Below are 13,816 nucleotides of genomic sequence, written 5' to 3'. Positions count from 1 at the left end.
CTTCGCTCGACATCCGTTCTCACGAACGGGGTACCCGCCGCACCCGGCGGGAAACCCGGCGCCCGTCGCGCACGGCCGGCGACCCGCACCTGACCTCACGGCATCGCCGCAGGTCGGAGCCTTACCCAAGGCTGCGTGGCGTGGTCGGCTCGCCACGGAGGGGGCAGTCCAGTTGCAGCGGGCCACCCTCCCTCTACTACGGTGATCGTCTACGCGGTTGAAAAGCCAGCCGCAAGCCACCCCGGGAGCCCGCGAGGGCACGAGGGTCAGCGAGAGCTGTGGGCTTGCCGGTGTTGGCACCCGCGTGTCCACGACTCTCGCACTGCTGGCCTGGCTACCGGTACCGACGTGCGAGAGAGGAGCCCGACCGTGGTCGGGGACAACGGCCGAGACGATTCGCTGACCGCGCGGATCGCCAGCCTCGAGGCCGAGGTGGTGGGGCTGCGCAAAGCCGTGCAGACGCGCACGGTGATCGGTCAGGCCACGGGCCTGATCTCCGCCGTCCAGGGCTGCACGCCCCAGGAGGGCTTCCAACTGCTCGTGCGCATGTCGCAGCACCACAACGTCAAGCTGCACACGATCGCCCTGAAGCTGCTCGACCTGTCCGTCGAACTGGGGCCGCGCCAGGCTGTGCGCGCGGTGCACCACTCGGCCGAGACCAACGGGCGGGTCGCCGCGTCCGAGTGGCCGGGGGTGGACGTGGTGCACGCGGCGCGGCAGCTCGTCGCCGCCTACGACGCCTACGCGGCGGCGCAGGACTCCGGTGACGAGCAGGCCGAGGTGCGAAGACAGCTGGCCGACCAGGTGACCCTGGCCGGCCAGCTGCTGGCGGAGAAGCTCACCGAGGTCGGCTGGCTGCCCGAGGAGAGATGACGGCGAAGGAGTCGGCGGGCAGGTGCACCGCCCGTCCGACCACCTTCACGCCCTCGGAGGCCAGCAGCAGCTCCCCCGGCTCGACGTCGAGGTTCACCGCGGTGTCCGGACCCAGGTTGGCCGCGACCCGGAGGTCGCCCCGGTGCAGCACCAGCACCGAGCCCTCCTCGCGCACCGCGAACCGGTCGAGGCCCGGGTCGGCCAGCTCGGGCCGCGCCCGGCGCAGGCGGATCAGCTCCCGGTACGCGCCGTGCAGCTCCCGGTGGCCGGGCTCGGCCACCTCGTCCCACTCCAGGGTGGACCGGCGCACCGTCTCCGGGTCCATCGGGTCGGGCACCTCGGACTCGCCCCACCCGTGCCGGCCGAACTCGCGCCGCCGCCCGGTGCGCACGGCCTCGGCCAGCTCCGGGTCGGGGAACGAGGCGAAGAACTGCCACGGCGTGCTCGCCGCCCACTCCTCGCCCATGAAGATCATCGGCGTGTACGGCGAGGTGAGCACGATCGCCGCGCCCACCGCGAGCCGCCGCCACGGCACGGTCGCGGACAGCCGGTCGCCGGTGGCGCGGTTGCCGACCTGGTCGTGGTTCTGCAGGTAGGCCAGGAAGCGGTAGCCGGGCAGCCTCGGGTCGACCGGGCGGCCGTGCCGGCGGCCCCGGAACGACGACCACGTGCCCGCGTGCAGGAACGTCCCGCGCAGCGTCGTCGCCAGCTTCCCCGCGAAGTCGGGGTAGTAGCCGGAGGTGTCGCCGCTGAGCGCCACGTGCAGCGCGTGGTGCAGGTCGTCGGCCCACTGGGCGTGCAGCCCGTACCCGCCGGCCTCGCGCGCGGTGACCAGGCGGGCGTCGTTGAGGTCGGACTCCGCGATCAGCGTCAGCGGCCTGCCGAGGCCCGCCGACAGCGCGTCGACCTCGACGGCCAGCTGTTCGAGCAGGTGCACCGCGCTGCGGTCCACGAGGGCGTGCACGGCGTCCAGCCGCAGCCCGTCGACGTGGAAGTCGCGCAGCCAGCCCAGCGCGTTGTCGACCACGTACCGGCGCACCTCGTCGGCGCCGGAGCCGTCGAGGTTGAGGCCGGGGCCCCAGTCGTTGCTGCCCGCGAAGTACGGCCCGAACCGGTCGAGGTAGGCCCCGGACGGCCCGAGGTGGTTGTAGACCACGTCGAGCAGCACGGCGAGGCCCCGCGCGTGGCAGGCGTCGACGAACCGCTTGAACCCGTCGGGCCCGCCGTAGGGCTCGTGCACCGCGCCCCACAGCACGCCGTCGTAGCCCCAGCCCGCGGTGCCGTCGAACGAGTTGACCGGCATCACCTCGACGTGCGTGACGCCGAGGTCCACGAGGTGGTCGAGCCGCTCGACGGCCGCGTCGAACGTGCCGCCGGGCGTGAACGTGCCGACGTGCAGCTCGTAGACGACCGCGCCGGGCAGGGCGCGCCCGGTCCACGCGCCGTCGGTCCAGGCGAACGCCGAGTGGTCGTAGACGCGGGACGGGCCGTGCACGCCCCCGGGCTGCCACGCCGAGCGCGGGTCGGGCAGCGCCTCGCCGGAGCCGTCCAGCACGAACGCGTAGTCCGTGCCGGGCGCGTCCGCGCCGGGGACGTCGGCGTGCCACCACCCGCCCGCGCCCGCGGTCATCTCGTGGTCGCGGCCGTCGACGCGGACCTGGACGCGGTCGCGCGACGGCGCCCACACCGAGAAAGTCACTGGTCTCCTCGCACGAGCAGGGCCACCGGGTAGCGGTCCAGCAGGTCGGCCAGCCGGGGGGCGCCCGACAGGCCGGACCGGGAGGTGAGCACGTCGGTCCACTCCCCCGGCGGCAGCGGCAGCGCGGTGCCGCCCCAGCCGCCCGCGTCGGCCAGGCCCAGGGGCAGGCGGGTGGCGACCGCGACCACGCCGGTCCGCTCGAACGCGACCGCGTGCGCCGCGGCCGGTCCGGAGGCGGGCAGCGGCCGGTAGCCGCGGAACAGCTCCGGCCGTTCCCGCCGCAGCCGCAGCGCGTGGCGCACGACGTGCAGCTTGGCCGCGCCGGAGTCGTCGACGTCGGGCAGCCAGCCCCCGTCGAGGCGGGCCAGCAGCCGCCGCCGCACCTCGTAGTCGACGGGCCGCCGGTTGTCCGGGTCGACCAGCGACAGGTCCCACAGCTCGGTGCCCTGGTAGACGTCGGGCACGCCCGGCGCGGTGAGCTGCACGAGCTTCTGGCCGAGCGCGTTGGACCAGCCCGGCGCCACGACCCGGTCGACGAACGAGGCGACCTCGGCGGCCACCGGCCCGTCCAGCACCTCGTCGGGCCACGCGGCGACGGCGGCCTCGAACTCCTCGTCGTGGTCGGTCCACGTGGTGCGGACCTTCGACTCCTTGGCGGCCTTGTCCAGGTAGGCGCGCATCCGGTCGGCGGTGGTGGGCCACGCGCCGACCAGGGACTGCCAGGCCAGCGCGTTGAGCGACGGCTCGTCGATCGGGTGCGCGGCGGTCCACCGGCGCACGTGGTCGGCGAACTCGCCGGGGATCTCGGCGAGCACCGCGAGCCGGGCCCGCACGTCCTCGGACCGCTTGGTGTCGTGCGTCGACAGCGTCGTCATGGCGTGCGGGTGGGACGCCTCGCGCGCCGCCTGCCTGCGGTGGAACTCCTCGACGGGCACGCCGAACCGGTCGGGCGCGCCGCCGACCTCGTTGAGCGCGACGAACCGGGTGTACCGGTAGAACGCGGTGTCCTCGGTGCCCTTGGCCACGACCATGCCGGAGGTCTGCTGGAGCCGGGTGGCCAGCTCGCCGCCCGGGTCGGCGCGGACCTGCTCGTCCAGGGCGCGGGCCGCGGGCGACGTGGCCGAGGCGATCGCCGCCTCCCACGCGTCGAGCCCCTCGGGCAGGTAGGAGCGGTAGACCGGGAAGCCGACCATGACCTCGGCGACGGCGCGCTCGGCGGCGTCCCGGTCCGGGTGGTCGACCAGCGCCGCGATCCGCCGCACCTCGGCGCGCAGGATCGTGCGCGCCACCAGCTCGCGGGACTCGCGCTCCACGGCGTGGAAGTCCACGGGCACGCCCAGCTCCTCGGCCAGCGCGGTGAACCCGGCCTCGCCGGCGGGGTCGACGAACAGCCCGCACACCTCGCGCAGCGCGTCGTAGCCGGTGGTGCCGTCCGCGGGCCAGCTCGCGGGCAGCGGCTCGTCGGCGCCGAGGATCTTCTCCACGACCAGCCACGCGCCGCCCGAGCGCTCCCTGAGCCGCCGCACGTACCCGCCGGGGTCGGCCAGGCCGTCCGGGTGGTCCACGCGCAGGCCGGTGACCTCGCCCGCCGCCACCCAGCGCAGCACCTCGTCGTGGGTGGCGTCGAACACCTCGGGGTCCTCGACGCGGACCGCGGCGAGCGTGGTGATGTCGAAGAACCGGCGGTAGTTCAGCTCGGTGTTGCCGCGCCGCCAGAACACCAGGTCGTAGTGCTCGTGGTGCTCCTCGGAGCCCTCGTCGCCGGCGAACGGCAGCTTGAGCGGCCCCGAACCCCAGTCCACGTCGAAGTACTTCGCGTACACCGAGTCCCGCCCGTGCCGCAGGACGTCCTGCCACCACGGGTTGACCTGCCCGTCGTCCACGGCCATGTGGTTGGGCACGATGTCCAGCACGAACCCGAGGCCGGCGCGCCGGACGGCCTTGCTCAGCGCGACCCGCCCGGCCTCGCCGCCGAAGTCCTCGCGGGCCTTCGTCGGGTCGGTCACGTCGTAGCCGTGCGTGGAGCCCGGCACGGCCTCCAGCAGCGGCGACGCGTACAGCGCGCCCGCGCCCAGCGCGTCGAGGTAGTCGACGACGGCCTCCGCGTCGGCGAAGGTGAAGTCCGGCGTGAACTGGAGGCGGTAGGTGGCGGACGGCGGCGTCCCCTGCCCGCTCATTCCTGACCCGTCCGCTGGAGCACGACCAGGGACCGGGCGCGCAGCGCGAGCGTGCCGCCCGCCTGCACCGGTTCACCCTGGTCGGGGCTGGTCACCGCGCCGGTGGCGGTGTCGACCACGGGCGTCCACTGCACGCCGTAGCCCTCCTCCGGCAGGGTCACGTCGATGTCCTCGTGGTGGGCGTTGAACGCCACCAGGAACGAGTCGTCGAGCACCCGCATGCCGCGCTGGTCCAGGTCCGGGATGCCCTCGCCGTTGAGGAACACGACGATGCACTTGCCGAACCCGTCATCCCAGTTCTGCTCCTGCATTTCTTCACCCGAAGGTGTGAACCAGGCGATATCGCGCAGCTCGTCGCCCTTGCGGATGGGCTTGCCCGCGAAGAACCGGCGGCGGCGCAGCACGGGGTGCTGCTTGCGGAACTCGGTGAGCGCCGCGGTGAAGTCGACCAGGTCGCGGTTCTTCTCGGACAGCGTCCAGTCCACCCAGGACAGCTCGGTGTCCTGGCAGTAGGCGTTGTTGTTGCCCTGCTGCGTGCGACCCATCTCGTCGCCGTGCAGCAGCATCGGCACGCCCTGCGACAGCAGCAGCGTGGCCAGCATGTTCCGCTGCTGGCGGGCCCGCAGCTCGTTGACCTCGGGGTCGTCGGTGGGCCCTTCGACGCCGCAGTTCCACGACCGGTTGTCGTCGGCGCCGTCGCGGCCGTCCTCGCCGTTGGCCTCGTTGTGCTTGTCGTTGTACGAGACCAGGTCGTTGAGGGTGAAGCCGTCGTGCGCGGTGACGAAGTTGACCGACGCGTACGGCCGCCGCCCGTCGTCCTTGTAGAGGTCCGACGAACCGGTGATGCGGGAGGCGAACTCGCCGAGCGTGGCCGGCTCGCCGCGCCAGAAGTCGCGCACCGTGTCGCGGTACTTGCCGTTCCACTCGGTCCACAGCGGCGGGAAGTTGCCGACCTGGTAGCCGCCGGGCCCGACGTCCCACGGCTCCGCGATGAGCTTGACCTGGCTGACCACCGGGTCCTGCTGCACGAGGTCGAAGAACGTGGACAGCCGGTCCACGTCGTAGAACTCGCGGGCCAGGGTGGCGGCGAGGTCGAAGCGGAACCCGTCGACCCGCATCTCGGTCACCCAGTACCGCAGCGAGTCCATGATCAGCTGGAGCGTGTGCGGGCTGCGCACGTTCAGCGAGTTCCCGGTGCCGGTGTAGTCCATGTAGAACTTCTGGTCGTCCTCGACCAGCCGGTAGTACGCCTGGTTGTCGATGCCGCGCATGGACAGCGTCGGCCCCAGGTGGTTGCCCTCGGCGGTGTGGTTGTAGACCACGTCGAGGATGACCTCGATGCCGGCCTCGTGCAGGGCGCGGACCATGCCCTTGAACTCCTGCACCTGGCCCGCGTTGTCCCTCAGCGCCGCGTAGTCCTCGTGCGGGGCGAAGAAGCCGATGGTGTTGTAGCCCCAGTAGTTGCGCAGGCCCTTCTCGCTCAGGCCGTGGTCGGTGACGAACTGGTGCACGGGCATCAGCTCGATCGCCGTCACGCCCAGGCCCTTGAGGTGGTCGATCACCACCGGGTGCGCCAGGCCCGCGTAGGTGCCCCGCAACCGCTCGGGGATCTCCGGGTGCTGCATGGTCAGGCCCTTGACGTGGGCCTCGTAGATGACGGTCTCGTTGTACGGGGTGTTCGGCGGGCGGTCGTTCGCCCAGTCGAAGAACGGGTTGACCACGACCGACAGCGGCACGTGGCCCGCCGAGTCCTCGTCGTTGCGCTGGTCGGGGTCCCCGAACGGGTAGCCGAACAGCGACTCGTGCCAGTGCACCTCGCCCGTGATCGCCTTGGCGTACGGGTCGATGAGCAGCTTGTTCGGGTTGCAGCGCAGGCCGCGGTCCGGGTCGTACGGCCCGTGCACGCGGTAGCCGTAGCGCTGACCCGGGCCGACGCCGAGGAGGTAGCCGTGGTGGACGAAGCCGTCCACCTCCGGCAACCGCACGCGCGTCTCGGTCCCGTCGTCGTCGAACAGGCACAGCTCGACGTAGTCCGCGACCTCCGAGAAGAGGGTGAAGTTCGTGCCGACGCCGTCGTACGTCGCGCCGAGCGGGTAGGGAGTACCGGGCCAGGGCCGCACAGGGATTTTCCTCCGGACGAGCTGAGACGTTCCGACCCCTACCGTTCTAGGTCACGGTCGGCCGGCGTGCGACCTGACGAGCTGCCCGCGGGCCGCGACGAGCAGCAGCCTGGCCTCCTGGAGCTCCAGGTAGCGCAGGTGCTCCGCGGCGGCCTCGGCGCAGGCCACGGCCTGCGACAGGGCTTCGTCGGAACCCGCGTGGGTCCGCCGCAGGGCGTCCCGCAGGGACTCCTCGGCGTGGTGCGCGCCGGACCGGGGGTCGGCGAGGGTGGACGGGCGGACAGCCGCCAGGACGCGTTCGACGGCCACTTCGAGCGCGTCCGCGGGGGCCGCCGACGGGATCATCTGCTCGGGCAACTCGGGCACCAGCCCGGTGCGGGCCACCAACTCGGTGTTCACGGGTGAACGCCACCTCCAACCACTGCACGGGTGACTTCTGGACGATACTCCGCAGGTGGGGGGCCCGCGGTGACGCACGTGTTGCGGATCATCGGCCGCGTCCGCCCGCGAGGGCCGCCGCGACCCGGCGCACTCCAGGGTCGTCGAACAGGCCGTCCAGCGCGACCGGGAGCGGGATGCGCCAGTTGGGGTACTGGTCCGTGGTGCCGGGCAGGTTGGGCTGGCGGGTCTCACCCAGTGCGTCCTGGGGCGATGTCAGCACGAGCACGGAACGGGCCTTCGCGAGCAGGGCGTGGAACGCGGTAACCAGGTCATCGGCAGGCACACCCTCTTGCTTGAGCAGTTCGACCAACTCCGCGCGCTCGCGCGCGGCTGCCTCGTATTCCCCGTCGACGGGGCCTTCAAACTGCCCCAGTTCGGCCCGCACCCGAACGTGTTCCGCGGCCAGGAAACCGGCGGCCGTGGGCAGGTCGTGGGTGGAGATGCTCGCCATGGCCGACGCGGTCCACTTCTCCGGCGGGATCAGCGGGTGGTCGGGCAGCTCCCACTCGCGCTGGAACCACAGCACGGCCGAGCTGAGCATCCCGTCGCGGTGCAGCGCCTCGGTGACCTTCGGCTCGACCGTGCCCAGGTCCTCGCCCACCACGACCGCGTTCGCCCGGCTCGCCTCGACCTTGAGCACGGCGAGCATCGCGTCCGCGTCGTAGTGCACGTACGTGCCGCGGGTGGGCGGCTCGCCCGGGGGGATCCACCACAGCCGCCACAGGCCGGCCACGTGGTCGATGCGGATGCCGTCGGCGTGCCGCAGCACGCTGCGCACCACCTGGCGGAACGGCTCGTAGCCCTGCTCGGCGAGCCGGTCGGGCCGCCACGGCGGCAGGTTCCAGTCCTGGCCGAGCTGGCTGAACGCGTCGGGCGGCGCGCCGACCGTGACGTCGGCGGCGAACGCGTCGCGCACCGCCCACGTGTCCGCGCCGCCGGGGTGCACGCCCACCGGCAGGTCGTGCACGACGCCGACCGCCATGCCCGCGTCGCGCGCGGCCCGGCGGGCGGCGGCGAGCTGCTGCTCGCACAGCTCCTGGAGCCAGGCGTGGAACGCCACCCGCTCCGGGTCGGGGGTCGCGGTGGCGGGGTCGCGCTGCTCCTCGGGCCACTCGCGCCAGTCCGGGCCGTGCACCTCGGCCAGCGCGCAGAACCGGGCGAAGCCCTCCAGCTCGCCCTCGGGCGTCCGGTGCTCGACCAGCGGCCAGAGCAGCTCCAGGGCGCGGGCCTTGGCGGTCCACACCGCGTCGTAGTCGATCAGCTCGGTGTCGTTGCCCGGGTTGAGGGCGTCGATCTCGGCGCGCAGCTCCGGCGGGGCCGCGCGGTACGCCGGGACGTCCGACACCCGCAGGTAGAGCGGGTTGGCGTAGCGGCGGCTGGCCGGCGAGTACGGGGAGCGCTCGACCGGCGTGGTCGGGCTGACCGCCTGCACCGGGTTGACCAGCAGCACGCCCGCGCCCAGCTCCTCGGCGCTGCGCCGGGCCAGGGTGGCGAGGTCGGCGAAGTCGCCCATGCCCCACGAGTCGGCCGAGCGCGCCGCGTACAGCTGGAGCATCCAGCCCCACGCGCGGGGCACCGGGTCGAGCTTCGCGGGGGCGACGATCACCGTGCGGTCGCCCTGCCGGTGGTAGCCGACGGGCAGGGCGGCGGGCAGCTCGACCGCGCCGCCGTCCTCCAGGTCGACCGCGCCGGTCCCCCCCAGCACCTCGCCCTCGGTGAGCACCACCGTCCGGGGCGGCGGCTTCGGCGCGGCGAGCGCGCGCCGGACCGCCTCGGGTGTGGAGGCGTCCACGTCGAGTTGGGCGAGGACGGCCACCACGACGTCGGCGTCGACGTCCGCGCGGCGCTGCCCGGCGTCCTCGTAGTGGGTGGCCACGCCGTGTGCCTCGGCCAGTGCCGCGAGCTCGTCGTCCACGCTGGACAGCTTGGTCTCCTCTGCCGGTGCGCGGCCAGGCCGGTAGGGCCTGGTCACCCGATGGTTGCAGGAAGTTCTCGGTGGTTAATGACCCGGACGCGCGGTCGTCAAACCAGCGGTCCGGAGGAATCCCGTGCGACCAGTCGGGCGCCGGGCCGCTCGTGCTCCGCGTCCTCGCCCCGCAGGGTGGCCAGGAGGACGCGCACGGCGTGCTCGCCGCGCTCGCGCCAGGAGCCCTCGACGGCGGTGATGCCCATGGCCCGGGTCAGGTCGACGCCCTCCAGGCTGACCACCGACACGTCGCCCGGCACGGCCCGGCCGTCGCGGCGCAGCCGCAGCAGGGCGCCCAGCGCCACCTCGCCGCTCGCGCTGATCACCGCCGTGGGCAGGTGCTCGCCGTCGAAGAGCACCTCGACCACCTGCTCGCCGGCCGCGACTGTCGGCGACGACCACAGCGTCCACTCGGGACGCACCCGGAGGCCCTCGGCGACCAGGGCGGCCTCGTGGTGCTCGTCGACGTCCTCGCCGAGCACCAGCGCCACGTCGCGGTGCCCGAGCCGCGCCAGGTGGCGGGCGGCGAGGCCCAGCGCCTCGCGCGGGTCGTCGGCGCGGACCGCGACCACCGGCACGTCGAGCGCGGCCAGCGCGGCGTCCTCGGCCCCGGTGAGGCCCACGCTCAGCGCGAGCACGCCGTCGACCCGCCGGGCCAGCGGCAGCAGCTCGTCCTCGAAGAACCTGGTCCGCGCCGCCGCGTCGCGCAGCCCGTACAGCAGCACGTCGTACCCGGCCTGCCGCAGCGCGCCCTCGGCCCCGGCCAGCAGGTCGCCGCGCGCCACGTCCCCGGTGAGCACGGCGATCGCGTACCGCCTGCCGCCCGCGAGGCTGGAGGCGTCCCGGGCGATCGCGTACCGCATGCGCTTGGCGACCTCGGTGACGTACCGGCGGGTGGCCTCGGACACGCCGGGCTCGCCGCGCAGCGCCCGCGACACCGTCGCGGCGGACACCCCGGCGGCCCGCGCCACGTCGGACATGCTCGTCAACTTCCACCTCCCGGCCTGGTACGAGCCTAGCGAGAACCGTACGGTGGACCCGGCGCGAACCCCGCGACGTGATCGGCCCACCGGTGGAAGGACGTTCGTGACGAAGCCAGGAGACGTCGCCCCCGACTTCACCCTGCCCGACCAGGACGGCACGCCGCGCTCCCTGTCGTCGCTGCTGGCCGGCGGTCCGGTGGTGCTGTTCTTCTACCCGGCCGCGATGACGTCCGGCTGCACGGCGGAGAGCTGCCACTTCCGCGACCTGGCCGCCGAGTTCGCCGAGGTCGGCGCGCGGCGGGTCGGGATCAGCCCGGACGCGGTGGACCGGCAGAAGCGGTTCGCGACGCTGAACGACTTCGACTACCCGCTGCTCTCGGACGCCGACGGCGAGGTGGCGGCGGCGTTCGGCGTGAAGCGCCGCTTCGGACCGCTGCCGGTGAAGCGGCACACGTTCGTGATCGACACCGACCGGGTCGTGGTCGAGGTGATCAAGTCGGAGTTCGCCATGAACGCCCACGCCGACAAGGCGCTCGCCGTCCTCCGGGAGCGCGCCGCTCGCTGACCCAGGAGCCCGAGCCCAGGAGCCCGAGCCCCGGGCCCGACCCCGCAGCGCCTAGGGCCGCAGGCCGGCCAGCACGAAGTCCGCGATCTCGACGCCCAGTTCGGTGGGCGACTTCGGGCCGTCCGGCCGGTACCAGGTCGGCAGCTGGTTCACCACGCCGAGGGCGATCAGCACGGCGGTGTCGGCGGGGACGCGGTCGCCGAACACGCCGTCGCGCTGGCCCCGCCGCACCACGTCGCGGAACGTCTCGTGGTAGCGCCGCCGCTCGGCGCGGAACTCGGCCACCCGCTCCGCGTCGAGGCGGTGCATCTCGCGCACGAACACGGCGGTCTCGTCCACGCTCTCCGCCGTCGTCTCGACGAGGCTGACCAGGATGTGCCGCACGGTGGTGCCCGCGTCCAGCCCGGCGGCGACGATCGAGTCCAGCTCGGCCATCTGCCGGCCGATGAGGGAGCGGTAGATGGCGAGCAGCAGGTCGTCCTTCGACCCGAAGTAGTGGTAGAGCGCGCCCTTGGTGACCGACGCGGCCTCCACCACCTCCTGCACGGTCGTCGCGTCGAACCCCTTGGCCGCGAACAGCCGCACCGCCGCGGCGACGATCCGCTCCGGGGTGGCCCTGGTGCCCCGCGCCACCGGTCAGGCCCCCGGTGCCAGGGCGCGCACCAGGTCGAGCTGGTCGGCGCCGGTGGGCAGCAGCGCGATGACCGGCGTGTCCACCCCGTTGGCCCGGTACCGCGCCACGTGCGCCCGGCACTCGTCGACGCCGCCGTGCACGATCAGCTGGTCGACCACCTCGTCGGGGACGAGCGCGCCCGCGCCGCGCCGGTCGCCCGCCGCCCACGCCTCGTTCATGGGCCGCAGCGCCTCGCCGCGCCCCAGCCACTCGTGGAACGCCGCGTAGGCGGGCACGGTGAGGTAGGTGCTGATCAGCATCCGCCCCAGCGCGCGGGCCGCGTCGGCGTCCTCGGTCGGGCACACGAAGATCCGCGCGGCCAGCTCGCCCTCGCCCAGCTCCTCGCGCACCCTGGGCACGTCGTCCGCGCCGAGCCAGTTGGTGATGGCGCCGTCGGCCTCGCGCCCGGCCAGCCGCAGCATGCCCGGCCGCAGCGCCGCCAGCATGATCGGCACGGGCCGCTCGGGCGCGCGCTCCAGCCGGAAGCCGCGGACGGCGAACGTGTCGTACTCCCGCGTGACCTTCTCGCCGGCGAGCGCGGCCTTGAGGAAGCGCAGCGTGTCCCGGGTGCGCTTGAACGGCTCGCTGAACTCGACGCCGTTCCACCGCTGCACGATGGCGGGCGAGGACGACCCGATGCCCAGCACGAACCGGCCGCCGGACACCTCGGCGAGCGTGGCCGCCGTCATGGCCAGCGTCGCGGGGCCGCGCGTGTAGACGGGGGCGATGGCCGTGCCCAGCCGGAGGTCCGGCGCCCACTGCGCGGCCAGGGCCAGCGGCGTGAACGCGTCCGTGCCGGCGGTCTCGGCCGACCACACGTCGGTGTAGCCGAGGCCGGCCAGTTCGGCGACCAACTCCCGGTGGTCGAGCACGGGCACCCCGGTCAACGGCAGCGTGATTCCCCAACGGCCCACTGTTCGCCTCCTCAGCTCCGGGCCACCGTACCCCAGGTACCGACCAGTCGGTATGCCGGAGCGGACCCGCCGGGGACGCCGACGGGTCCGCTCCGGGACGGGGGGGTGAGGGGTCAGAGGGTGATGCCGCGCTCGCCGAGCCAGCCGACGGGGTCGATCTTCTGCGCGCCGCCGACCCACACCTCGAAGTGCAGGTGCGGCCCGGTCGACTGGCCGCGGTTGCCCATGGTGGCGATCTGCTGACCGGCCTTCACCTGCGCGCCCTGGGCCACGAGGATCTCGTTGACGTGCCCGTAGATCGTGATGGTGCCGTCGCCGTGCCGGACGCGCACCCACAGGCCGAACCCGGAGGCCGGGCCCGCCTCCACGACCACGCCGTCCTCGACGGAGAGGATCGGGGTGCCGATGGAGTTGGCGATGTCCACGCCGTAGTGGGTGTCGCCCCAGCGCGCGCCGAACCCGGACGTGAACGAGCCCTCGGCGGGCTTGACGGCCTTCGGCCGCGCCGCGACGGCGGCGGCCTCGGCGGCGAGCCGCACGTCCTCCGCGTCCTTCGCCGCCTGGGCGTCCTTCGCGGCCTGCTCGTCCTGCTGGCGCTTCAGGTCGGCCTGGCGCGCGGTGTAGCCGTCGGACGCCTGCCGGATGGCCTGGTCCACGTGCTGCCGCGCGTACAGCGCCTCGGACCGCATGAGCTTCGCGGTCTCCAGGCCGGGCTCGACGGCGTGCACCGTCCGGATCTCGGTGGCCCGCGGGGCGGCGCTGTGCGCCAGGGCGGCGGCCACGTCGGACCCGGCGCCGAGGGGGATGAACCGGGTGTCGTCGGAGCCGAGGCCGGTGGCCGCGCCGATGCCGGTGGTCAGGGTGCCGACCGCGACGACGGTGGCCGCCACGCGACCGCTCACGGGGAACCGGTCGCAGCTCACGCGGTGGGTTCCGGGTCGACCGGTGGTCCTCGGGGGCGCGGCGAACGCGCGGCGACCACTGGCCTGGGAGTGCCGTGCCAAGGTTGTGCCTTCCTGCATCGGGGAGCCCGGTCGGGACGCCTGGCGGGGGAACCGGGCGGAGCCGCTTTCGGGGAGCGACGCCGTGTCCCTTTGGTGACCGAACCGTGACATGCGGCAGGGAACGTAACCGGCCGTGACCGATGGAGGCAAGCTTTCGCGCAACTCCTGCGCCTGGATGGTGAGATACCCCACCGTTTATCACTCAGCGTGTTCAGATACGCGCTGGTTTCGCATAGTGCCGTTATCGAAGGTCGCGTCGGGAACCGAGAAGTGCAGGTAGGGCACCGCGTAGCACGGGTCGCCGCGCGCGTGGCGGGACCGGTGACCCGCCGTGGTCGGGCACACCCCGGACGAGGGGCGTCCCGGACGACGTTCGCGCAGGTCGGGACGGGTGCGGCGGC

General features: G+C 73.7%; 11 protein-coding genes. 2 read left to right on the top strand and 9 right to left on the bottom strand.

Going from position 1 to position 13,816, the window contains the following annotated elements; translation table 11 throughout:
• Positions 1 to 369 precede the first annotated feature (369 nt).
• Positions 370 to 873 carry an ANTAR domain-containing protein gene (locus ACR807_RS21450; RefSeq protein ID WP_438923154.1) on the top strand — a complete coding sequence of 168 codons (504 nt, stop codon included), beginning with the start codon at positions 370 to 372 and terminating at the stop codon, positions 871 to 873.
• Here the strand turns inward: ACR807_RS21450 and treZ are convergent.
• The 6 genes from treZ to ACR807_RS21420 all read right to left on the bottom strand — a co-directional run bounded on the left by treZ (position 839) and on the right by ACR807_RS21420 (position 10,256).
• The gene (gene treZ, locus ACR807_RS21445) at positions 839 to 2,572 is read right to left on the bottom strand and encodes a malto-oligosyltrehalose trehalohydrolase (RefSeq protein WP_438923153.1); all 1,734 of its coding nucleotides are present in this window, start codon (positions 2,570 to 2,572) and stop codon (positions 839 to 841) included. The genes ACR807_RS21450 and treZ overlap by 35 nt on opposite strands.
• Positions 2,569 to 4,749, bottom strand: coding sequence for a malto-oligosyltrehalose synthase (treY, locus tag ACR807_RS21440; protein WP_438923152.1), 2,181 nt, complete (start codon positions 4,747 to 4,749; stop codon positions 2,569 to 2,571). The genes treZ and treY overlap by 4 nt, the downstream gene beginning before the upstream one ends.
• Positions 4,746 to 6,869 carry a glycogen debranching protein GlgX gene (glgX, locus tag ACR807_RS21435; protein WP_438923151.1) on the bottom strand — a complete coding sequence of 708 codons (2,124 nt, stop codon included), beginning with the start codon at positions 6,867 to 6,869 and terminating at the stop codon, positions 4,746 to 4,748. The genes treY and glgX overlap by 4 nt, the downstream gene beginning before the upstream one ends.
• 51 nt (positions 6,870 to 6,920) lie before the next feature.
• The gene (locus ACR807_RS21430; protein WP_438923150.1) at positions 6,921 to 7,268 is read right to left on the bottom strand and encodes a hypothetical protein; all 348 of its coding nucleotides are present in this window, start codon (positions 7,266 to 7,268) and stop codon (positions 6,921 to 6,923) included.
• 88 nt (positions 7,269 to 7,356) lie between these two features.
• The gene (locus ACR807_RS21425; RefSeq protein ID WP_438923149.1) at positions 7,357 to 9,225 is read right to left on the bottom strand and encodes a 4-alpha-glucanotransferase; all 1,869 of its coding nucleotides are present in this window, start codon (positions 9,223 to 9,225) and stop codon (positions 7,357 to 7,359) included.
• A 107-nt stretch (positions 9,226 to 9,332) separates the two neighbouring features.
• Positions 9,333 to 10,256, bottom strand: coding sequence for a LacI family DNA-binding transcriptional regulator (locus ACR807_RS21420; RefSeq protein ID WP_438923184.1), 924 nt, complete (start codon positions 10,254 to 10,256; stop codon positions 9,333 to 9,335).
• Between the two features lie 106 nt (positions 10,257 to 10,362).
• On the opposite strand from ACR807_RS21420, the gene ACR807_RS21415 reads away from it, so the two are divergent.
• Positions 10,363 to 10,824, top strand: coding sequence for a peroxiredoxin (locus ACR807_RS21415; protein WP_438923148.1), 462 nt, complete (start codon positions 10,363 to 10,365; stop codon positions 10,822 to 10,824).
• Between the two features lie 51 nt (positions 10,825 to 10,875).
• Here ACR807_RS21415 and ACR807_RS21410 read toward each other — a convergent pair whose 3' ends face one another.
• The 3 genes from ACR807_RS21410 to ACR807_RS21400 form a co-directional block, all read right to left on the bottom strand.
• Positions 10,876 to 11,457 carry a TetR/AcrR family transcriptional regulator gene (locus ACR807_RS21410; RefSeq protein WP_438923147.1) on the bottom strand — a complete coding sequence of 194 codons (582 nt, stop codon included), beginning with the start codon at positions 11,455 to 11,457 and terminating at the stop codon, positions 10,876 to 10,878.
• Positions 11,458 to 11,460: 3 nt separating this feature from the next.
• Positions 11,461 to 12,411 carry an LLM class F420-dependent oxidoreductase gene (locus ACR807_RS21405; RefSeq protein ID WP_438923146.1) on the bottom strand — a complete coding sequence of 317 codons (951 nt, stop codon included), beginning with the start codon at positions 12,409 to 12,411 and terminating at the stop codon, positions 11,461 to 11,463.
• A 113-nt stretch (positions 12,412 to 12,524) separates the two neighbouring features.
• Positions 12,525 to 13,313 (bottom strand): M23 family metallopeptidase, encoded by a 789-nt coding sequence (locus tag ACR807_RS21400; protein ID WP_438923145.1) that lies wholly within the window; start codon positions 13,311 to 13,313, stop codon positions 12,525 to 12,527.
• Between the last annotated feature and the right edge of the window lie 503 nt (positions 13,314 to 13,816).

This window comes from Saccharothrix sabaoui, from assembly GCF_051756985.1.
GTDB lineage: Bacteria > Actinomycetota > Actinomycetes > Mycobacteriales > Pseudonocardiaceae > Actinosynnema.
The sequence above is the reverse complement of the archived record's forward strand: the minus strand, read 5'-3'. Positions and strand labels throughout refer to the sequence as shown.